19 protein-coding genes are annotated in these 19,443 nt (G+C 65.2%); 7 read left to right on the top strand and 12 right to left on the bottom strand.

The genetic code is table 11. From position 1 onward, the window contains the following. Nucleotides 1–46: 46 nt before the first annotated feature. The 8 genes from ppa to exaC form a co-directional block, all read right to left on the bottom strand. Nucleotides 47–574 carry an inorganic diphosphatase gene (ppa, locus tag DM373_RS09800; RefSeq protein WP_003255365.1) on the bottom strand — a complete coding sequence of 176 codons (528 nt, stop codon included), beginning with the start codon at nucleotides 572–574 and terminating at the stop codon, nucleotides 47–49. 94 nt (nucleotides 575–668) lie between these two features. Further along, nucleotides 669–1,484, bottom strand: coding sequence for a M90 family metallopeptidase (locus tag DM373_RS09805; protein WP_110993370.1), 816 nt, complete (start codon nucleotides 1,482–1,484; stop codon nucleotides 669–671). Between the two features lie 5 nt (nucleotides 1,485–1,489). Beyond that, nucleotides 1,490–2,137: a DedA family protein gene (locus tag DM373_RS09810; protein WP_110993371.1), complete on the bottom strand. Its 648-nt coding sequence runs from the start codon at nucleotides 2,135–2,137 to the stop codon at nucleotides 1,490–1,492. Nucleotides 2,138–2,469: 332 nt separating this feature from the next. Further along, nucleotides 2,470–2,928 carry a GNAT family N-acetyltransferase gene (locus DM373_RS09820; RefSeq protein ID WP_110993372.1) on the bottom strand — a complete coding sequence of 153 codons (459 nt, stop codon included), beginning with the start codon at nucleotides 2,926–2,928 and terminating at the stop codon, nucleotides 2,470–2,472. 106 nt (nucleotides 2,929–3,034) lie between these two features. Next, a complete protein-coding gene (gene eutC / locus DM373_RS09825; RefSeq protein ID WP_110993373.1) occupies nucleotides 3,035–3,853 on the bottom strand; it encodes an ethanolamine ammonia-lyase subunit EutC in 819 nt (272 codons plus the stop codon). An 8-nt stretch (nucleotides 3,854–3,861) separates the two neighbouring features. After that, complete coding sequence (locus DM373_RS09830; RefSeq protein WP_110993374.1) at nucleotides 3,862–5,256, bottom strand: ethanolamine ammonia-lyase subunit EutB; 1,395 nt, start codon at nucleotides 5,254–5,256, stop codon at nucleotides 3,862–3,864. 49 nt (nucleotides 5,257–5,305) lie between these two features. Then, entirely contained in the window at nucleotides 5,306–6,754 is a 1,449-nt protein-coding gene (eat, locus tag DM373_RS09835; protein WP_110993375.1) for an ethanolamine permease, read from the bottom strand. Nucleotides 6,755–6,962: 208 nt separating this feature from the next. Further along, a complete protein-coding gene (gene exaC / locus DM373_RS09840) occupies nucleotides 6,963–8,483 on the bottom strand; it encodes an acetaldehyde dehydrogenase ExaC (RefSeq protein WP_110993376.1) in 1,521 nt (506 codons plus the stop codon). 266 nt (nucleotides 8,484–8,749) lie between these two features. Between exaC and DM373_RS09845 the strand changes: the two genes are divergently transcribed. From DM373_RS09845 to DM373_RS09860, 4 genes are all read left to right on the top strand, one after another. Next, nucleotides 8,750–10,723, top strand: coding sequence for a sigma-54-dependent Fis family transcriptional regulator (locus DM373_RS09845; protein ID WP_110993377.1), 1,974 nt, complete (start codon nucleotides 8,750–8,752; stop codon nucleotides 10,721–10,723). A 66-nt stretch (nucleotides 10,724–10,789) separates the two neighbouring features. After that, entirely contained in the window at nucleotides 10,790–12,139 is a 1,350-nt protein-coding gene (gene mpl, locus DM373_RS09850; RefSeq protein ID WP_110993378.1) for a UDP-N-acetylmuramate:L-alanyl-gamma-D-glutamyl-meso-diaminopimelate ligase, read from the top strand. Continuing rightward, nucleotides 12,136–12,765, top strand: coding sequence for a flavin prenyltransferase UbiX (gene ubiX / locus DM373_RS09855; protein ID WP_110993379.1), 630 nt, complete (start codon nucleotides 12,136–12,138; stop codon nucleotides 12,763–12,765). The genes mpl and ubiX overlap by 4 nt, the downstream gene beginning before the upstream one ends. Next, nucleotides 12,762–13,049 (top strand): YceK/YidQ family lipoprotein, encoded by a 288-nt coding sequence (locus DM373_RS09860; RefSeq protein ID WP_110993380.1) that lies wholly within the window; start codon nucleotides 12,762–12,764, stop codon nucleotides 13,047–13,049. The genes ubiX and DM373_RS09860 overlap by 4 nt, the downstream gene beginning before the upstream one ends. A gap of 125 nt (nucleotides 13,050–13,174) precedes the next feature. On the opposite strand, the gene DM373_RS09865 is transcribed toward DM373_RS09860, so the two are convergent. The 3 genes from DM373_RS09865 to DM373_RS09875 form a co-directional block, all read right to left on the bottom strand. Beyond that, nucleotides 13,175–13,819 (bottom strand): oxidoreductase, encoded by a 645-nt coding sequence (locus DM373_RS09865; protein ID WP_110993381.1) that lies wholly within the window; start codon nucleotides 13,817–13,819, stop codon nucleotides 13,175–13,177. A 26-nt stretch (nucleotides 13,820–13,845) separates the two neighbouring features. Continuing rightward, complete coding sequence (locus DM373_RS09870) at nucleotides 13,846–15,579, bottom strand: C13 family peptidase (protein WP_110993382.1); 1,734 nt, start codon at nucleotides 15,577–15,579, stop codon at nucleotides 13,846–13,848. A gap of 165 nt (nucleotides 15,580–15,744) precedes the next feature. Further along, nucleotides 15,745–16,200 carry a MaoC family dehydratase gene (locus DM373_RS09875; RefSeq protein ID WP_110993383.1) on the bottom strand — a complete coding sequence of 152 codons (456 nt, stop codon included), beginning with the start codon at nucleotides 16,198–16,200 and terminating at the stop codon, nucleotides 15,745–15,747. Between the two features lie 148 nt (nucleotides 16,201–16,348). Here DM373_RS09875 and DM373_RS09880 point away from each other — a divergent pair, with 148 nt between their 5' ends. From DM373_RS09880 to DM373_RS09890, 3 genes are read left to right on the top strand one after another with little or no spacing between them, the layout of a single operon-like run. Then, nucleotides 16,349–16,711, top strand: a complete 363-nt coding sequence (locus tag DM373_RS09880; protein ID WP_110993384.1) for a CidA/LrgA family protein — start codon at nucleotides 16,349–16,351, stop codon at nucleotides 16,709–16,711. Then, nucleotides 16,708–17,424 carry an LrgB family protein gene (locus DM373_RS09885; protein WP_110993385.1) on the top strand — a complete coding sequence of 239 codons (717 nt, stop codon included), beginning with the start codon at nucleotides 16,708–16,710 and terminating at the stop codon, nucleotides 17,422–17,424. Before DM373_RS09880 ends, DM373_RS09885 begins: the two co-directional genes overlap by 4 nt. 9 nt (nucleotides 17,425–17,433) lie before the next feature. After that, entirely contained in the window at nucleotides 17,434–18,024 is a 591-nt protein-coding gene (locus tag DM373_RS09890; RefSeq protein ID WP_110993386.1) for an LON peptidase substrate-binding domain-containing protein, read from the top strand. A gap of 99 nt (nucleotides 18,025–18,123) precedes the next feature. On the opposite strand, the gene DM373_RS09895 is transcribed toward DM373_RS09890, so the two are convergent. After that, nucleotides 18,124–19,440, bottom strand: a complete 1,317-nt coding sequence (locus tag DM373_RS09895; protein ID WP_110993387.1) for a bifunctional DedA family/phosphatase PAP2 family protein — start codon at nucleotides 19,438–19,440, stop codon at nucleotides 18,124–18,126. Nucleotides 19,441–19,443 lie beyond the last annotated feature (3 nt).

Below are 19,443 nucleotides of genomic sequence, written 5' to 3' on the forward strand. Positions count from 1 at the left end.
CCCACAAAAAAGCCCTGCCGAGGCAGGGCTTTTTCATAGGTCAGCTTCAGCCTTTGTAGGCGGCAACCGACTTGGTGATCGCGGCGCGGGCGGCGTCGGCGCCTTCCCAGCCTTCGATCTTGACCCACTTGCCCTTCTCCAGATCTTTGTAGTTGGCGAAGAAGTGCTCGATCTGCTGGATCAGCAGGGCTGGCAGGTCGGTGTATTCCTTCACGTCAACGTACAGCTGGGACAGCTTGTCGTGCGGGACGGCGATGACCTTGGCGTCGCCGCCGCCGTCGTCGGTCATGTTCAGCACGCCGACCGGGCGGGCGCGGATGACCGAGCCAGGGGCAACCGGGTACGGGGTGACGACCAGCACGTCCAGCGGATCGCCGTCGTCAGCCAGGGTGTTGGGGATGAAACCGTAGTTGGCCGGGTAGAACATCGGGGTGGCCATGAAGCGGTCGACGAACAGGGTGTCGCTGTCCTTGTCGATTTCGTACTTGATCGGCGCGTGGTTGGCCGGGATCTCGATAGCGACGTAGATGTCGTTCGGCAGGTCTTTGCCAGCCGGGATCTTGCTGTAGCTCATTGGGCTATGCCCCCGTGTTTGATCAAAAAAAAGTGGCGCGATTATAGGCACATTCCGACAGGGCATGCCACGCCCGGCCTGATGTGCGGGGCTGTCAGGCGTGGTTTTCGCGGTAGTCCGGATGCTCGGCCTGCAGGCGTGCCAGACGGGCCAGCGGGTCCTGGCGGTAGAACAGCGACAGTTGCAGGTAGACCTTTGGATAAGCGGCGTGCAGCAGGTCGGGGGCGCTGAAGAAGTACTCGCTGCTGACGGCAAAGAACTCCGCCGGATTCTCTGCCGCGTAGGGGTCGATGGCGGTCTCGGCGTCGGGGTTGGCGTCGAGCTGACGGTTCAGGTCGTCGTAGGCGTGCTGCATGGCATTGGCCCAGTCTTCGACCTGCATGCCGCTGTGCAGCGGCGGCAGGCCGTTGGCGTCGCCATTGAGCATGTCGAGCTTGTGCGCCAGTTCGTGGATCACCAGGTTGTAGGCTTCCCAGCCGCCGCTGGCCAGCACCCCCGGCCAGGCCAGGATCACCGGGCCCTGTTGCCAGGCTTCGCCACTGTGTTCGGCGTCCCACACGTGTTCCACGCCGCTGCTGTCGCGGTGGCGCTGGGGGCTGACGAAGTCGTCGGGGTAGAGAATGAGCTCATGGAACCCCTGGTACCAGTTCAGCTCGCCCAGGTTCAGCAGTGGCAGCTGGGCCTGGGCGGCGAGGAACAGACGCTGCTGGTCATCCAGTTCGACCCCGGGCAGGGCGGTCAGGTGCTTGTCGTGCAGGAACAGCACGCAAGCCTCGCGCAGCCAGCGGTCTTCGTCGTCGCTGATGCCGTCGAGCATTGGCAGGCGCTGGCGGATGGCCTGCCACAGTTGATCATCGACCGGGTAGCGGGCCAGGGTGCGCCGGCGCCGCCAGGCGCTGAACGACCACATTCGCGTCAGTGGGCCTTGGCGGTGCGGCCCAGGCGGCCGCGCAGCAGGCCGAGGAGCATAGGCACCAGCGACAGGACGATGATGGCCACCACCATCAGCGACAGGTGTTGCTTGATGAACGGCACATTGCCGAAGAAGTAGCCCAGCGTGACCAGGCCGCCCACCCACAGCAGCGAGCCGGTCACGCTGAAGGCCAGGAAGCGCGGGTAGTGCATGTGGGCAATGCCGGCGACGAACGGCGCGAAGGTACGCAGGATCGGCAGGAAGCGGGCGAGGGTGACGGTTTTGCCGCCATGGCGGGCGTAGAAGTCGTGGGTTCGCTGCAGGTAGTCCTGGCGGAAGATCTTCGACCTGGGGTTGCTGAACAGCCGTTCGCCCGCCGTGCGCCCGATCACATAGTTGGTGCTGTCGCCGAGGATCGCGGCTGCCATCAGCAGGCCGGCCAGCAGCACTGGGTCCATGCCGCCGCCTGCGGCCACGGCACCGGCGATGAACAGCAGCGAGTCACCCGGCAGGAAAGGCATCACCACCAGGCCGGTTTCGCAGAAGATCACGGCGAACAGGATGGCGTAGATCCAGGGGCCGTAGTTGGTGACCAGCAGATCAAGGTAGGCATCGAGATGCAGGATGAGGTCAAGCGGGTTGAAATCCATGTACAGCACCTGAGTTCATGACCCGCTTCCACGGGCGCGCGATGACGGACAGCGTCTTGGGCGTGGGCAGATTCACCTGGGGGAAGGTAACTTTTCACACATGACTGGATGGGGATTATACGGCGAAGTACCGATTGTGCCCGGAGAGATTGTAGCGGCGGGTTACGACGGATCACGCATGACCCGTGGGAGCGGCTTCAGCCGCGAAGCAAGCGACGCGATGAATGGCGCCGGCTGCGCCGGTGTTCGCGGCTGAAGCCGCTCCCACAGGGCCTGCCACACCCATTACATCTGTGCAGATCTGTGAGAACAGCCTCGCGCAGCGCTTGCGATCAATCCTGGCTGATCGGCAGGATGTAGTTCTCGAACTCGGTGTCCTTGCGAAAACCCATGGACTCGTAGGTCTTGCGCGCCACCTCGTTGTCGCTGCTGGTGGACACGCGCATGCGCACGGCGTTCGACTCCTTGGCCATCTTTTTGGCTTCGCGCATCAGGTGGTCGGCCACCAGCATGCGCCGCGAGTCTTCGGCGACGTAGATGTCATTGAGGATCCACACACGTTTGAGCGACAGCGACGAGAAGCTCGGATAGAGCTGGCAGAACCCCAGCAGTTTGCTGTCGTCGTCAACGGGCAGGGCGAGGTAGATGATCGATTCGCCGCGCCTGAGGCGCTTTTCCAGGAAGCTGCGGGAGCTGTCCGGGTAAGGCAGCTGGCCATAGAACTCACGGTACTTCACAAACAACGGCGTGAGCAGGTCGAGGTGCTCCAGGGTAGCCTTGATGATTCGCATGTGCGGGCCTCAGTGTCCATTTGGGGGATACGGCGGATTGCCAGCAGTCAACAGCATGCTGCCTAAAGCAGCCTACAAGTGCAATCCGCCTTCCGTGACATGTTTTTTACCCATCTCCTAGCAGGAAGTTTCCATTTTTTTTGCCCGAATTGTCACTTTCAATGCTGTGGACCTCGGCCTCATCCTTCAGATTCACCCCCGACAGCTGCCTTTTGCAGGCTTCGCGCATCAGGTACAGCAGGCGATGGGCGGCCATGCCATAGCTCAGGCCTTCCAGGCGCACGTTGGAAATGCAGTTGCGATAGGCGTCGGTCAGGCCGACCTTGGGCGCGTAGGTGAAGTACAGCCCGAGGCTGTCGGGCGAGCTCAGCCCTGGGCGCTCGCCGATCAGCATCACGGTCATGCGTGCCTTGAGCAGCTCGCCCACTTCATCGGCCACCGCCACCCGGCCTTGTTCCACCAGCACCACCGGGGCGCTGGTCCAGCCGTCGGCGGCGGCCTGCTCCTCGAAGCGGCTGAGGAAGGGCAGGGTGTGGCGGTGCACGGCCAGTGCCGACAGGCCGTCGGCGACGACGATGGCCAGGTCGACGCCGGCCGGGTTGGCCTGGGCGTGTTCACGCAGTTGCCGGGCAGAGTCCGCGTGCAGGCGCCGGCCAAGGTCGGGGCGCTGCAGGTACTGGTGGCGGTCGCTGGCGGCACTGTGCAACAGCAGGCTGTCGCGGCCACGATCACTGAGCTGCTGGCGCAGGCCGGCATGGTCGAAGGGCAGGTGCACGGCATCGCGGGCCTGGGCGTGGGCGTACTGGAAATCCAGTTGGGCGCTGGTCGGCAGGCTGATGCCGGTGCGGCCCAGGGCGATGCGCGCCGGGGTGAGGGTACGCAGGGCCAGCCAGGGATTTTGCTCGGTAGGGGTATGTCGGTCCATGGGCGCTCCTAGGCCAGTTGCGCGAGCGCGTGGCGGAAGGCCGGCGGCAGGTTGTCGCCGAAGCGCACACGGCCATCGGCCTGGGTGAAGATGCCGGTGCGTTCGAGCCACGCTTCGAATTCCGGCCCGGGTTTGAGGCCGAGGGTTTGCCGTGCATACAGCGCATCGTGGAACGAGGTGGTCTGGTAGTTGAGCATGATGTCGTCGGAGCCGGGGATGCCCATGATGAAGTTGATCCCGGCCACGCCCAGCAGGGTGAGCAGGGTGTCCATGTCGTCCTGGTCGGCTTCGGCATGGTTGGTGTAGCAGATGTCGCAGCCCATCGGCACGCCCAGCAACTTGCCGCAGAAGTGGTCCTCGAGGCCGGCACGGATGATCTGCTTGCCGTTGTAGAGGTACTCCGGGCCGATGAAGCCGACCACGGTGTTGACCAGGAAGGGTTTGAAATGCCGGGCCACGGCATAGGCGCGGGTTTCGCAGGTTTGCTGGTCGACGCCGTGGTGGGCGTTGGCCGACAGGGCGCTGCCTTGGCCGGTTTCGAAGTACATCAGGTTTTGCCCGAGGGTGCCGCGCTTGAGCGACAGCCCGGCCTCGTAGCCTTCCTGCAGCACGTTGAGGTTGATGCCGAAGCCGGCATTTGCCGCTTCCGTGCCGGCGATCGACTGGAACACCAGGTCCAGTGGCACACCACGGTTGATCGCCTCGATGCTGGTGGTGACGTGGGTCAGCACGCAGGACTGGGTGGGGATCTGGTAGCGCTGGATGATGTTGTCGAGCATCACCAGCAGATCGCAGATCGAGGCGATGCTGTCGGTGGCCGGGTTGATGCCGATCATGGCATCGCCGTTGCCGTACAGCAGGCCGTCGAGGATGCTGGCGGCGATCCCGGCGGGTTCGTCGGTGGGGTGGTTGGGTTGCAGCCGCGTGGACAGCCGCCCACGCAGGCCCATGGTGCCGCGGAAGGCGGTGACCACGCGGATCTTCTGCGCCACCAGCACCAGGTCCTGCACACGCATGATTTTCGACACGGCCGCAGCCATTTCCGGCGTCAGGCCGGGGGCCAGGGCGCGCAGGCGGTGTTCGTCGGCCTGCTCGCCGAGCAGCCAGTCGCGCAGGCCACCGACGGTCAGGTGGCTGACCGGGGCGAATGCCTGCGGGTCATGGCTGTCGATGATCAGCCGGGTGACTTCATCGTCTTCGTAGGGGATCAGCGCTTCGCTGAGGAAGTGCTTGAGCGGGATATTGGCCAGGGCCATCTGCGCGGCGACCCGTTCGCCATCGTTGCTGGCGGCCACCCCGGCCAGGTAGTCGCCCGAGCGTGCCGGGCTGGCCTTGGCCATGACCTCTTTGAGGCTGTCGAAACGGTAGAGCTGGTTACCCACCGTGTGTACGAAACTTGCCATACAGAATCTCCAGGGCGCCGCAGGGCTGGCCTGCGGCGCGGGTCGACGATCAGTGCAGGGCCTCTTCGGCCTTCTGGATCGCGGCGAATTCCTCTTCCGGCGTGCCGGCCACCAGGTGGTGGCGGCTGTAGAACGCAAAGTAGGCAATCAGGACCGCATAGATCACCGCGGCGCCAATCACCACCCGCGGGTCGACCAGGAAACCGGCGACCACGGCGATACAGGCCAGCACCAGGGCCACGCCCGAGGTGAAGATGCCGCCGGGGGTGCGATACGGGCGCTCCATTTTCGGGCGACGGATACGCAGGGTGATGTGCGCGGCCATCATCAGCACATAGGACAGCGTAGCGCCGAATACCGCCACCAGGATCAGCAGGTCGCCCTGGCCGGTCAGCGACAGGGCGAAGCCGATGATCCCAGGGATCACCAGGGCCAGTACCGGGGCCTTGCTCTTGTTGGTCTGCGACAGTTTGCGCGGCAGGTAGCCGGCGCGGGACAGGGCGAAGATCTGCCGCGAATAGGCGTAGATGATCGAGAAGAAGCTGGCAATCAGGCCGGCCAGGCCGACCAGGTTGACGAAGCCGCCCATCCAGGTGGAGCCGCCGTAGGCTTTGGCCAGCGCCTCGACCAGCGGGTTACCCGAGGCCTTGAGGGCGTCGGCCCCTGCGCCGCCGGGGCCGACTATCAGGATCAGCAGGGCGAAGGCCAGCAGCACCAGCATGGCGCCGATCAGGCCGCGCGGCAGGTCGCGTTTCGGGTTCTTGGTTTCTTCGGCGGCCAGGGGCACGCCTTCGACGGCGAGGAAGAACCAGATCGCATAGGGGATCGCGGCCCACACGCCGACATAACCGAACGGCAGGAAACTGCTGGCACCGACAGCGTTGGTCTTGGCGATGTCGAACAGGTTGGCTGCATCGAAATGGGGCACCATGCCGATCAGGAACACCGCCAGGGCGATGGCGGCGATGGCGGTGATGATGAACATCAGCTTCAGCGCCTCACCCACCCCGAAGATGTGGATGCCGATGAAGATGATGTAGAACGCCAGATAGATCATCCAGCCGCCGATGCCGAACAGCGACTGGCAGTAGGCACCGATGAACACGGCGATGGCCGCGGGGGCGATGGCGTATTCGATGAGGATCGCCGTGCCGGTAAGGAAGCCGCCCCAGGGCCCGAAAGCGCTGCGGGCGAAGCCGTAGCCGCCGCCGGCGGTGGGGATCATCGAGGACAGCTCGGCCAGCGAGAAGCACATGCACAGGTACATGGTGGCCATCAGCAAGGTGGCGAGGAACATGCCGCCCCAGCCGCCCTGGGCCAGGCCGAAGTTCCAGCCGGCGTAGTCGCCGGAAATCACGTAGGCCACGCCCAGGCCTACCAGCAGGACCCAGCCGGCGGCACCTTTTTTCAGTTCACGTTGCTGGAAATACTCGGAATTGACCTTTTCGAAGTCGACGGAGGAGCTTGCCGGCGCGCCGGCGGAATGATCGCTTGGCATGGATTCACCTGTTGTTTTTCTTGGTGGCCGGAAGGGTTCCGGGCCTTGGTGATTTGTGTTGCAGGAAGCGAGCCAGAGCGGTTGCTGCACGGCAACCAGCCTGGGTTCTGGTGTAAGCAGGTCTGGCCTCTTCGCGGGTAAACCCGCTCCCACAGGCCTTGTGCTCAACCTGTGGGAGCGGGTTTACCCGCGAAAAGGGCGACGCGGTTTAGAAGAAGCCCAGCGGGTTGATGTCGTAGCTCACCAGCAGGTTCTTGGTCTGCTGGTAGTGGTCGAGCATCATCTTGTGGGTTTCACGGCCGACGCCGGACTTCTTGTAGCCACCGAACGCGGCATGCGCCGGGTACAGGTGGTAGCAGTTGGTCCACACACGGCCGGCCTTGATGCCGCGGCCCATGCGGTAGGCGCGGTTGATGTCGCGGGTCCACACGCCGGCGCCGAGGCCGAACTCGGTGTCGTTGGCAATCGCCAGGGCTTCGGCTTCGTCCTTGAAGGTGGTGACGCTGACCACCGGGCCGAAAATTTCTTCCTGGAACACGCGCATCTTGTTGTTGCCCTTGAGCAGGGTCGGCTGAATGTAGTAACCGGTGGCCAGCGAACCTTCGAGTTGCTCCACCTTGCCGCCGGTCAGCAGCTCGGCGCCTTCTTCCTGGGCGATCTTCAGGTAGGACTGGATCTTGTCGAACTGCTGCTGCGAGGCCTGGGCGCCGACCATGGTGTCGGTGTCCAGCGGGTCGCCGCGCTTGATCTGCAGCACCTTCTTCATCACCACTTCCATGAACTGCGGGTAGATCGACTCCTGTACCAGCGCCCGCGACGGGCAGGTGCACACTTCGCCCTGGTTGAAGAACGCCAGCACCATGCCTTCGGCGGCCTTGTCGATGAAGCTCGGCTCGGCCTGCATGATGTCTTCGAAGTACACGTTCGGCGACTTGCCGCCCAGTTCGACGGTGGACGGGATGATGTTCTCGGCCGCGCACTTCATGATGTGCGAGCCGACCGGGGTGGAGCCGGTGAAGGCGATCTTGGCGATGCGCTTGCTGGTGGCCAGCGCTTCACCGGCCTCGCGGCCATAGCCTTGCACCACGTTGAGCACGCCTTTGGGCAGCAGGTCGCCGATCAGTTCCAGCAGCACGGTGATGCCCAGCGGGGTCTGTTCGGCGGGCTTGAGCACCACGCAGTTGCCGGCGGCCAGGGCCGGGGCGAGCTTCCAGGCGGCCATCAGCAGCGGGAAGTTCCACGGGATGATCTGCCCGACCACGCCCAGCGGCTCGTGGATGTGGTAGGCCACGGTGTTCTCGTTGATCTCGGCGGCGCCGCCTTCCTGGGCGCGGATGCAGCCGGCGAAGTAGCGGAAGTGGTCGACGGCCAGCGGAATGTCGGCGTTGAGGGTTTCGCGGATCGGCTTGCCGTTGTCCCAGGTTTCGGTGATGGCCAGCAGTTCGAGGTTCTGCTCGATGCGGTCGGCGATCTTCAGCAGCACGTTGGAGCGGTCCTGCACTGATGTGCGGCCCCAGGCATCGGCGGCGGCGTGGGCGGCGTCGAGGGCCTTGTCGATGTCTTCGGCAGTGGAACGAGGGAACTCGGCGATCGGCTGGCCATTCACCGGCGAGGTGTTGGTGAAGTACTCACCCTTTACCGGAGGAACGAACTCACCACCGATGTAGTTGCCGTAGCGGGCCTTGAAGTTGACCTTGGCGCCCTCGGTACCGGGATGTGCGTAACGCATGGTGTGTCTCCTGGTCTTTGTGATTGTTGCGGAGTTACCAAGCGTAGAGCAAAGGTCGGGCCAGTGTCGGCGGCCCCTTGTGGATCAATGACTTGGGTCATTTTTCAAGGCGGGCCGGCTCGGCGCTGTACCAGGGCTGACACGGGCCGGGTGACACTTTGTACCGTTCATGGCACAGCCGGTGACTCGGTGGTCAGCCAGCATTGCAAAGCGCTCGTGCCTGGAGGATGCTGGCGCAACGCTCTATCTGCGGAGAACAACAACAAATGCAGAGCAACCCGTTCAGCCGCCACGCCCAGCAAGTGCTGACTGTCGCCCATGGCCAGGCCAGCGGGCCGGGCAGCGACCCCTCCATCGCCCGCTCCTGGCTGCGTTGCCTGGAGGACTATCACCTCGACCCTGCGCGCGCCCAGGCCCCGGTGGTGCTCGAGCACGGCCGCCTGCTGGAAAGCCGCGAGCGCCTGCAACAGGTGCTGCAGATCGCCGACAACGAGATGAACAGCCTGCACCAGCAGCTTTCGGGCAGCGGGCATGCAGTGCTGCTCACCGATGCCCGCGGGGTAATCCTCAACTGCGTGACCGCACCCGGCGAGCGGCGCATTTTCGAGCGTGCCGGGTTGTGGCTCGGCGCCGACTGGAGCGAGGCGCGAGAGGGCACCAACGGCATCGGCACCTGCCTGGTCGAGCGCCAGGCCCTGACCATTCACCAGGGCGAGCACTTTCGTGGCCGGCATACCGGCCTGACCTGCTCGGCCAGCCCGGTGTTCGACCCCCACGGTGAACTGCTGGCGGTGCTCGACGTATCGTCGGCGCGGCCGGACGTGTCGCGCCAGAGCCAGTTCCACACCATGGCGCTGGTCAACCTTTCGGCGAAGATGATCGAGAGCTGTTACTTCCTGCGCCACTTCGAGCAGCAATGGCTGCTGCGTTTCCACCTGCAGGCCGAATCGGTCGGCTTGTTCAGCGAGGGCTTGCTGGCGTTCGACGGCGATGGGCGGATCTGCGCTGCCAACCAGAGCGCGCTGAACCTGCTGGGCAGCATTCGCGGCGGCGTGCTGGGCAAGCCGGTCGATCGGTTCTTTGCCTGTAGTCATGACGAGCTGTTCAGCCGCGCCACGGCGCAAGGCAGCACGGCATGGCCACTGCATACCCGTGATGGCCGGCAGGTGTTCGCCAGCCTGCGCGGCCAGGCGCGTAAACCTGTGTGGTCGGTGCCGGCGGCGTTGCCCCAGGCACGCCAGGCCGCCGAGCCAGGCATCTGCCTGCTCGACCCGGCGTTGCAGCATGACTTTCGCCGGGCCGTGCGGGTCTTTGAGCGTGATGTGCCACTGCTGCTGCGCGGTGAGACCGGGTGTGGCAAGGAGGCATTCGCCCAGGCCGTGCACCAGGCCAGCGCCCGCCGTCACAAGCCCTTCGTGGCGGTCAACTGCGCGTCGATCCCGGAGAGCCTGATCGAGAGCGAGCTGTTCGGCTATCGCGGCGGCAGTTTCACCGGGGCGCGCAAGGAAGGCATGCGCGGCAAGCTGTTGCAGGCCGATGGCGGCACCCTGTTGCTCGACGAGATCGGCGACATGCCGCTGGCGTTGCAGACCCGGTTGCTGCGGGTGCTGGAAGAGCGTCAGGTGGTGCCGATCGGTGGTGAACCGCAAGCAGTGGATGTGCGCATCATCAGCGCCACCCACCGCGATTTGCTCGAGCGGGTGGCGCAGGGCGGCTTCCGCGAAGACCTTTATTACCGCCTCAATGGCCTGGAAGTGGCATTGCCGGCGCTGCGCGAGCGCAGTGACAAAGGGCAACTGCTGGACTTTTTGCTGGGTCAGGAGGCCGAAGGGCAAGCGGTGGCTATCGAGCCTGCGGCGCGCCAGGCACTGCTCGATTTCGCCTGGCCAGGTAACGTGCGGCAGATGCGTAACGTGCTGCGCACGTTGGTGGCGTTGTGTGATGAGGGGCGGGTCGAGTACCAGGATCTGCCTGCAGTTGTGCGCGTGGGAGCGGGCTTGCCACGCGATGGCGTCGGCAGGGCTTTCGATGTTGCCCGGTCGGACGCTATCGCGGGGCAAGCCCGCTCCCACGCGGACCTTCGCTCCCACGTATGCCTCGAGCACGCCGAACGCGATGCATTGCTGGCAGTACTGGAAGCCAACCGCTGGCACATGACCCATGTCGCCGAGCACCTGGGCATCAGCCGCAACACCCTGTATCGGAAACTGCGCAAACACGGCATCGCCAGGGCCGGCTGAGCGAAACAGCGGGTGCGATTTCCCGCGCCCTGGGCTACCCTGCGTCGACGTTTTGCGAGGTCGACCATGCACATTCATATTCTCGGTATTTGCGGCACTTTCATGGGCTCGCTGGCGGTGCTGGCCAAGGCACTTGGCCATCGCGTCACCGGCTCGGACGCCAACGTCTATCCGCCCATGAGCACCCAGCTCGAAGCCCAGGGCATCGAGCTCACGCAGGGCTATGACCCTGCACAGCTGGAGCCGGCTCCGGACCTGGTGGTGATCGGCAACGCCATGTCGCGGGGCAACCCGGCGGTGGAGTACGTGCTGAACAAGGGCCTGCCTTATGTGTCCGGCCCGCAGTGGCTGGCCGACCATGTGCTGCAGGGCCGTTGGGTGCTGGCCGTGGCCGGTACCCACGGCAAGACCACCACCAGCAGCATGCTGGCCTGGGTGCTCGAGCACGCCGGCATGAGCCCGGGCTTTTTGATCGGTGGCGTACCGCAGAACTTCTCGGTATCCGCCCGACTGGGCGATACGCCGTTCTTCGTGGTCGAGGCCGACGAATACGACAGCGCGTTCTTCGACAAGCGCTCGAAGTTCGTCCACTACCACCCGCGCACCGCGATCCTCAACAACCTTGAGTTCGATCACGCGGACATCTTCCCGGACCTTGCAGCCATCGAGCGGCAGTTCCATCACTTGGTGCGCACCATCCCGAGCGAAGGCCTGGTGATCCACCCGACCACCGAGCAGGCCCTGGAGCGGGTGATCGGCATGGGCTGCTGGACCCCGGTGCAGACCACCGGCGAGGGTGGCCAATGGCAGGCACGCCTGCTCAGCGCCGACGGCTCGCGCTTCGAAGTGCTGTTCGACGGTGAGGTGCAAGGCGTGGTGGACTGGGAAATGACCGGCCAGCACAACGTCGCCAACGCCCTGGCCACACTGGCCGCCGCCCGCCATGTCGGTGTGGTGCCGGCCATGGCCATCGACGGCCTCAGTGCGTTCAAGAGCGTGAAGCGGCGCATGGAGAAGGTCGCCGAAGTGCAGGGCGTGACCATCTACGACGACTTCGCCCACCACCCGACCGCCATCGCCACCACCCTCGACGGCCTGCGCAAGCGCGTCGGCGAGGCGCCGGTGATTGCGGTGATCGAACCGCGCTCCAACTCCATGAAGCTCGGCGCGCACCGCGATGGCTTGCCGGAAAGCGTCAACGATGCCGACCAGGTGATCTGGTATGCCCCGGCCAACCTGGGTTGGGACCTTGCCGCCACGGCCGCCCAGTGCAAGGTGCCCAGTGTGGTTGCCGACAGCCTCGAAGCGATCATCGAACGCGTCAAGGGCCAGGCGCGCCCGGGCACCCATGTGGTGATCATGAGCAACGGCGGTTTCGGCGGCCTGCATGGCAAGCTGGCCGAGGCACTGAAGTGAACGGGCCGCAGCGCATCACCCTGGCCATGACCGGCGCCTCTGGGGCGCAGTATGGCCTGCGCCTGCTCGACTGCCTGGTGCGCGAGGACCGCGAGGTGCACTTCCTCATCTCCAAGGCTGCGCAACTGGTGATGGCCACCGAGACCGATGTGCTGCTGCCGGCCAAGCCCCAGGCGATGCAGGCCTTCCTCACCGAGTACACCGGCGCCGCCGATGGGCAGATCCGTGTGTACGGCAAGGAAGACTGGATGTCGCCGGTGGCTTCGGGCTCCGGCGCGCCGGCAGCGATGGTGGTGGTGCCCTGTTCCACCGGTACGCTCTCGGCGATTGCCACCGGCGCCTGCAACAACCTGATCGAACGCGCTGCCGACGTCACGCTTAAAGAGCGACGCCAGTTGATCCTGGTGCCGCGCGAAGCACCGTTCTCCACCATCCACCTGGAGAACATGCTCAAGCTTTCGCAGATGGGCGCGGTGATCCTGCCGGCGGCGCCGGGCTTCTACCACCAGCCGCAGACCATCGACGACCTGGTGGATTTCGTCGTGGCGCGCATTCTCAACCTGCTGAGCATTCCCCAGGACATGCTGCCGCGCTGGGGGGAGCATCACTACGGGGTCGACGATTGAGGCGGGTTTTGCTCGGGCTGCTGGTGCTGGCCCAGCTTGGCGGTTGCGCCACGGTGCGCACGCTGGACGCGAACAAGCCGGGCGCCCCGGTGGTGTATGCCGGGACGCGGCTGGACCTGTATGTGATGAATGGCGGCTGTTGCCCGCAAGATCACTTCGGTGCGCTGGCGCCGGCCTATCCGGGGCTGGACCTGCCGGGGAGCGCGTTGCTCGATACCTTGCTGTTGCCGTTGTCGTTGCTGACGGCGGCGGGGGTTGGCTTTAACGCCACGGGCGGGCTGTAGCAAAAGGTTAGTCATTGATCAGGTAGAGACTGTGGGAGCGGGTTTACCCGCGAATGCGTCTTTGGGTTCAATGGCGCATTCGCGGGTGAACCCGCTCCCACAGGTCATGCACTTCGCGCTTCAATTCACTTTTTGCCCAGCCTGCGCAGTTCGTCCGACTCGACCACCCGAATCCCGTCCTCTTCTTCCAGCGCCAGGCGCCACAACGCCCGGGCCAGTGTACAGGCCTCGATCCCACGATACTTGCCCGGGATCAGGCGAGAGAACGGCGCAGCCATGCGCTCACCAAGCCTTGGCTCCACGCGCTCACCCAGCAACAGCGAAGGCCGCACGATGGTCAGTTGCGGCCAGTCCTGACCCTTGAGCGCCTCTTCCATTTCGCCCTTGACCCGGTTGTAGAAGATCGAGGATTTCGGGTCGGCCCCCAGCGCGCTGATCACCAGCAGGTGGCGCGCACCCATCTCGCGGGCGCGCTTGCTGAAGGCCACGACCATGTCCAGGTCGACCGCGCGGAAGGCGTTTTCCGAGCCGGCCTGCTTGAGCGTGGTGCCCAGGCAGCAGAAGGCGATATCGACACGGCCGGCCAGTTGCGGGAGAAACACGGCCGGGTCACCCACTGGGTTTTCCAGGTGCGGGTGCTCGGCCAGCGGCCGGCGAGTCGGCGCCAGCACGCGGCTGATGGTGGGCTCGTTGAGCAGGCGGTCGAGCAGGTGTTCCCCCGTCAGACCCGTGGCACCGGCAAGCAGGACATGCTGAGGCGTCAAGTACATGATGTCTCTCCCTTGTTACACACAGCTTAGTGGGTGCCAGGTATTTTTGCCTGTTCGCCCGGTACTGGCTGGGTGCTATTGCGCAAGGCTTGTTCGGCCTGTTGCCGGCGCAGGCGCTGCCAGTGCGTGACCACGGCCGGCGGCGCCCAGAGCTGCGGCTCAGAGGCTTCGAAGCCTTCCCTTCTCTCCCGTTCGGCAACACTTTGCCGCGCCAGTTCAAACGCCTGTTTCAGGTCGTCGGTCTGGTTCAGTGCCTGGGCGAACAGGGCATCGCCGAAATAGGTGAAGTCGGCCTCTTCCGAGCAGCCGAACGATACCCGGTCGGGGCGGGCGGCGGTCATGATCAAGGTCCGGTCGTCCTTGAGCGGGGCGATGTAGCCACCGGAGTAGCAGGCGGAGACAACGATGACCTTGTCGCGGTCCTTGAGGGGGGCGAGGGCGCTGGCCAGCTCGTCGGCGGTCAGGTCGGCCAGTTGCAGGCGCGGTTGGTCGAGCACCAGCTGGTGGTCATGGCTGCCGTGGCTGGTCAGGTAGACGAACACCAGGTCTTCCGGGCCGCTGCGCTCGGCGATCACCCGGGCGGCGCGGGTGAGGTTCTCGCGGGTGGCCATGGGGCGGTCGGCAAGGTGGTCGCGGTGGTTGACCAGGGTCACCTGGCCATGGGCGCCGAAGCGAACCTTGAGCATGTTGCTGACGTAGTCGGCCTCGCGCATGAACACGCTTTGCTGACCATCGCCGGCCACCACCAGGCTGTACAGCTGCACGGGTGGGAGCGAGCGCGGCACCTTGCCCAGGGCATCGTCCAGCAGCTTGCCCTGGTTGAGCAGGGCAAGATCGAGGGGGTCGGGCAGCAGCTTGCTGTTCTCGTCACGCACGCGCACGCCGTTGGTCCAGTAGCCTGCCTCGACCCGGCCGTCGGGGTGGGTCAGGCGGCCATGGCCCTGGTAGGCATCGTCGGCGAAGCCGCCGAGGTACTCGCTGCCATCGGCCAGCTGCAGGCTGCCGTTGCCGTTGAACCGCCAGTCACGAAAAGCCCCTTTGTAGCGGCTGCCGTCGCTGCCCAGCAGTTCGCCCTGGCCCACCAGCGAGCCATCCTTGAAGTCGCCGATCCACACATCGCCGTCGGCATTCTCGTAGCGCCCTCGGCCTTCGAGGCGGTTGTCCTTGAACTCACCGATGTACTGCTCACCGTCGGCGCTGTCGTAGGTGCCGGCGCCTTGCAGTTGGCCGTCGATGAAATGACCGCTGTACTGGTTGCCGCTGGCATCGCTGCGTACCCCGGCGCCATTGGGCTTGCCTTTGGCGAACAGGCCCTGGTAGCGGCTACCGTCGGCCAGGTCGAGCTGGCCGGCGCCGTCGTACTGGTCGTCCTTGAACTGGCCGCGGTAGGTCTGGTCATGTTGCTTGAGGGTGCCTTCGCCGTCGCGGCGGCCGTGCTTGAAGGTGCCGGCGTAGTGGCTGCCTGGGGTGGTGAGGTCGCCCAGGCCCTGGAACAGCCCGGCGGCGAACTGGCCACGATAGACCTCGCCGTTGCTGCCGTGCCATTCGCCCTGGCCATGCCACTGGCCATCCTTGAAGGTGCCGGCGTACCAGCTGCCATTGGGGTAGTCGATGCGCCCCTCGCCCTGCAACAGGCCGTTGACCACCTGGCCCCGGTAGCGGCCGCCATCGGGCAGGCGGGCGTCAGGTGGCGACAAGGGTTCGCCATCGCCGCAGGCGGCAAGTAGCAGGATCAGGGTCAGGGGTAGCAGGGGGCGCATGGCGGAGTCCGGGCCGAACGATGCATGGAGTATGCCGCACAATGCGTGAAAGGGTGAATTGGGGCGTTTGTGGGAGCGGGTTCACCCGCGAACAAGGGCGAAGCCCTTGCCCTGCAACCCCGGAATCGAGGTGAGCTGCGCTCCCACAGCTGTTCAGTCAGCCCTTCAGACGAAGCAGAGCGACAGCGGCTCGGCGATGTAGGCCGGCTTCTCTTCGCCTTCGATCTCGAGGGTGACGGTGGCCTTGAGCAGCCACTGGCCAGGCTTCTTCTCGATGGCGTCGGTCAGGTCCACCTTCAACCGCACATTGCTGTCGACCTTGACCGGCTGGATGAAACGCACGCTGTCCAGGCCGTAGTTGATCACCATCTTCAGGCCTTCGGGCAGCACCAGCAGGTCTTCCATCAGCTTGGGGATCAGCGACAGGGTGAGGAAACCATGGGCGATGGTAGTGCCGAACGGGGTCTTCGCCGCTTTGACCGGGTCGACATGGATGAACTGGAAATCGCCAGTGGCCTCGGCGAACAGGTTGATGCGTTGCTGATCGATCTTCAGCCAGGCGGAACGTCCCAGTTCCTTACCAACGTACTGCGAAAGCTCTGTAACCGGTACATAGGGCATCGCGACTCTCCAGGTTGTCATTTGGTACGAAGGTGCAAGATCAGCACGGCCAGCCGTTGCAGTCAAGTTATGCGTTTTTCGCCGAATATCGCCTTATAGCCGCGTGCTTGGCGTGCTTATAATGGCCGCCTGCTTTCAGGAGGTCTTTATGCTGTTGCGTGGGTTGACCTGGCTGGTGCTGTTCCAGCTGCTGGGGACGGCGATCAATCATCTGTTCCTGCCTATCCTGCCCGGGCCGATCATCGGCCTGTTGCTGCTGTTGGCCTTCCTGATGGTGCGCGGTGAAGTGGGCAAGCCGCTCAACGAGGCCGCCAGCAGCCTGCTGCGCTACCTGCCGTTGCTGCTGGTGCCGCCGGCCGTGGGGGTGATGGTCTACGCCAGGGACATCGCCGCCGACTTCTGGGCCATCGCGGGCGCCTTGCTGATCTCCTGCCTGGTGACCCTGGTGTTCGTTGGCGTGCTGATGCAGAAGCTGATCCACCGCCAGGGCAAGCGCGAGGAGCTGCCATGACCCTCGACTGGCACGGTGCGCTCGACGCGGTGATCCATCATCCGTTGTTCGGCATCGGTATCACCCTGGCGGCCTACCAGCTGGTGCTGGCGGCCTATGAAAAGACCCGCTGGATCTTCCTGCAGCCGGTGCTGGTGTCGATGCTGGTGGTGATCGGCGTGCTGCTGGTGTGCGGCATCGACTACGCCGAGTACCGCAAGAGCACCGAGATCATGGGTACGTTGCTGGGGCCGGCTACCGTAGCCCTGGCGGTGCCGCTCTACCTGAACCTTCGACGCATCCGTCAGCTGTTCTGGCCGACATTTACTACGCTGGTAATCGGAGGTTTGTTCGCCACGCTGGCCTGCCTGGCGCTGGGCTGGTGGTTCGGCGCCGAGCACATGATCCTGATGACCATGGCGCCCAAGTCGGTCACCTCGCCGATCGCCATGCTGGTGGCCGAACAGATTGGTGGCGTGGCGGCGCTGGCGGCGGTGTTCGTGCTGATCACCGGGGTGATCGGGGCGATCTTCGGCCCGGCGCTGTTGACCCGCTTCGGTGTGCTCAGCCCCGAGGCCCGAGGCATGGCCCTTGGCGTGACCGCCCACGCGGTGGGTACCTCGGTGGCCTTGCAGGAAAGTGATGAATGCGGCGCCTTCGCCGCGCTGGCGATGAGCCTGATGGGAGTGGCCACGGCGGTGTTCCTGCCGTTGGCGGTCAGCCTGGTGGCATGAGGACTTGAGATGACGTTACCGCTGTTTCCCCTCAATACCGTGCTGTTCCCCGGTTGCCTGCTCGACCTGCAGATCTTCGAGGCACGCTACCTGGACATGATCGGCCGCTGCATGAAGCAAGGCGCAGGCTTTGGCGTGGTGTGCATCCTCGAGGGCGAGCAGGTGGGCAAGGCCCCGCCGACGGTGGCATCGATCGGTTGTGAGGCGCTGATCCGCGATTTCGTGCAGCAGGACAACGGCCTGCTGGGGATTCGCGTCGAAGGCGTGCGGCGCTTCAGTGTCGAGCAGACCGAGGTGCGCAAGGACCAGTTGCTGGTCGGCGAAGTCAACTGGCTGCCGGAGCTGGCCGACAGCCCGCTGGTAGAGCAGGACGATGACCTGCTGGCGCTGCTGCTGGCGCTGGGCGAGCACCCGATGGTCGAGGCGCTGGACATGCCGCGTGACGTGGACGGGCGGCAGTCGCTGGGCAACCAGCTCGCCTACCTGTTGCCGTTCATGGAAGAAGACAAGCTCGATTTGCTGGCGATCGATTCGCCGCAGCAACGGTTGGAGGCGATCCAGGCGTTGCTGGAGCGGATCCAGGGCGAGCTGTTCGCCTGAATGCTTTACCGGCCCCTTCGCGGCTGAAGCCGCTCCCACAGGGCCTGCGTATAACCTGTGGGAGCGGCTTCAGCCGCGAAGGGGCCAGCACAGTCGCCCTCAATACTGATAACGCAGCAACGCCTTCGGCAACGCATGCAGCGCAAAGAACGCCAGCAGTGCGACACACGCCGGCAGCACCAGCCACCACACCCGTTGCGACAAGGCCGTGAGCGGCTGGCGATACTGCACCAGCGTCAGGCTCAGCGCGCACACGCAACACGCCAGCAGCGCCCCGGCCAGGATGTCGGTCGGCCAGTGTGCCCCCAGGTACACCCGCGACAGGGCGATCGCCAGGGCTGGCAGGCAGCCCAGCATCACCCAGGTCAGGCGCATGCGCGGTGGTTGCCCGCGCCCGGCCAGTACCGCCAGCACCAGGAAGAAGGCAAACGCCGCTGAGCTGTGGCCGCTGGGCATGCTGTAGCTGGTCAGTGGGTCGCTCAGCACCTCCGGGCGGGCCCGGGCGAACAGCCATTTCAGCGTGCCATTGGCGATTGCCGTGCCGATCAGTGCGGAGCCTGCGAACAGCGCATGGCGCCACTGCCGGGCCAGCAGCAACAGCCCGGTCAGCAGGCCGCCAAGGAAGAACTGGGTACGGAAATCGCCCAGACGGGTGATCATCACCACGGCGCCGTCGAGTGCCTGGCTGCGGTGCTCCTGCACCAGGGTCATCACCCCTTGGTCGAATTCGCTCAGGTACGGCCAGCCGACGAACAGGGCCGCCACCGCCACGCCGCTGAGCGCCGCGACCAGCCGGGTACCGTGGCGCTGGTCGCGGATGCTGCTGTTCAGGCTCAGGCCAATCAATACCGCAAGGGTGCCGACGATGATCCCGGCATCCAGCCAGAACCCCTCGGGCAGCGGCAGGCGCATGGCGGCGCCGGTGGCCCAGCCAGGCAGCAGGTAGGCTACCGACCAGCCGGCGCCGGCCACCAGGCTGACGGCGATGAAGCGTGGCAGCGGCATGTCGAACATGCCCGCGACCATTGGCAGCATCGGCCGCAGCGGGCCGATGAAGCGGCCCACCAGCAGGCTGGCGATGCCGTAGCGCTGGAAGTAGGCCTCGGCGCTGCCGACCCATTGCGGGTGGCTGCGCAGCAGCGGCAGGCGGCGGATGTTCTGGTGGAAATACTTGCCCACGGCATAGGAAATGGCGTCACCCAGCAGGCCGCCGAGGAAGCCCAGCAACAGGGTTTCGCCCAGGCTGAAGGCGCCGCTGCCGGCCAGCACGGCGACAGCGAACAGCAGTACGGTGCCGGGCACGATGATGCCGGCGATCGCCAGGCATTCCACGCAGGCCACCACGAAAATCGCCAGGCCCAGCCACTGCGGGTTGGCGCCAAGCCAGGTGGTAAGGCTGTCGAGCCATTGGCCCATGGG

Source organism: Pseudomonas sichuanensis, from assembly GCF_003231305.1.
GTDB classification, from domain to species: Bacteria; Pseudomonadota; Gammaproteobacteria; order Pseudomonadales; family Pseudomonadaceae; genus Aquipseudomonas; species Aquipseudomonas sichuanensis.

Excerpts from the sequence above, each read along its gene's own strand:
- ppa (WP_003255365.1), bottom strand. The coding sequence starts at position 574 with ATGAGCTACAGCAAGATCCCGGCTGGCAAAGACCTGCCGAACGACATC.
- DM373_RS09890 (WP_110993386.1), top strand. The coding sequence starts at position 17,434 with ATGACGTTACCGCTGTTTCCCCTCAATACCGTGCTGTTCCCCGGTTGC.
- DM373_RS09875 (WP_110993383.1), bottom strand. The coding sequence starts at position 16,200 with ATGCCCTATGTACCGGTTACAGAGCTTTCGCAGTACGTTGGTAAGGAA.
- DM373_RS09885 (WP_110993385.1), top strand. The coding sequence starts at position 16,708 with ATGACCCTCGACTGGCACGGTGCGCTCGACGCGGTGATCCATCATCCG.
- eutC (WP_110993373.1), bottom strand. The coding sequence starts at position 3,853 with ATGGACCGACATACCCCTACCGAGCAAAATCCCTGGCTGGCCCTGCGT.
- DM373_RS09880 (WP_110993384.1), top strand. The coding sequence starts at position 16,349 with ATGCTGTTGCGTGGGTTGACCTGGCTGGTGCTGTTCCAGCTGCTGGGG.
- DM373_RS09805 (WP_110993370.1), bottom strand. The coding sequence starts at position 1,484 with ATGTGGTCGTTCAGCGCCTGGCGGCGCCGGCGCACCCTGGCCCGCTAC.
- DM373_RS09895 (WP_110993387.1), bottom strand. The coding sequence starts at position 19,440 with ATGGGCCAATGGCTCGACAGCCTTACCACCTGGCTTGGCGCCAACCCG.
- exaC (WP_110993376.1), bottom strand. The coding sequence starts at position 8,483 with ATGCGTTACGCACATCCCGGTACCGAGGGCGCCAAGGTCAACTTCAAG.
- DM373_RS09865 (WP_110993381.1), bottom strand. The coding sequence starts at position 13,819 with ATGTACTTGACGCCTCAGCATGTCCTGCTTGCCGGTGCCACGGGTCTG.
- DM373_RS09870 (WP_110993382.1), bottom strand. The coding sequence starts at position 15,579 with ATGCGCCCCCTGCTACCCCTGACCCTGATCCTGCTACTTGCCGCCTGC.
- DM373_RS09845 (WP_110993377.1), top strand. The coding sequence starts at position 8,750 with ATGCAGAGCAACCCGTTCAGCCGCCACGCCCAGCAAGTGCTGACTGTC.
- DM373_RS09830 (WP_110993374.1), bottom strand. The coding sequence starts at position 5,256 with ATGGCAAGTTTCGTACACACGGTGGGTAACCAGCTCTACCGTTTCGAC.
- DM373_RS09810 (WP_110993371.1), bottom strand. The coding sequence starts at position 2,137 with ATGGATTTCAACCCGCTTGACCTCATCCTGCATCTCGATGCCTACCTT.
- eat (WP_110993375.1), bottom strand. The coding sequence starts at position 6,754 with ATGCCAAGCGATCATTCCGCCGGCGCGCCGGCAAGCTCCTCCGTCGAC.
- mpl (WP_110993378.1), top strand. The coding sequence starts at position 10,790 with ATGCACATTCATATTCTCGGTATTTGCGGCACTTTCATGGGCTCGCTG.
- DM373_RS09820 (WP_110993372.1), bottom strand. The coding sequence starts at position 2,928 with ATGCGAATCATCAAGGCTACCCTGGAGCACCTCGACCTGCTCACGCCG.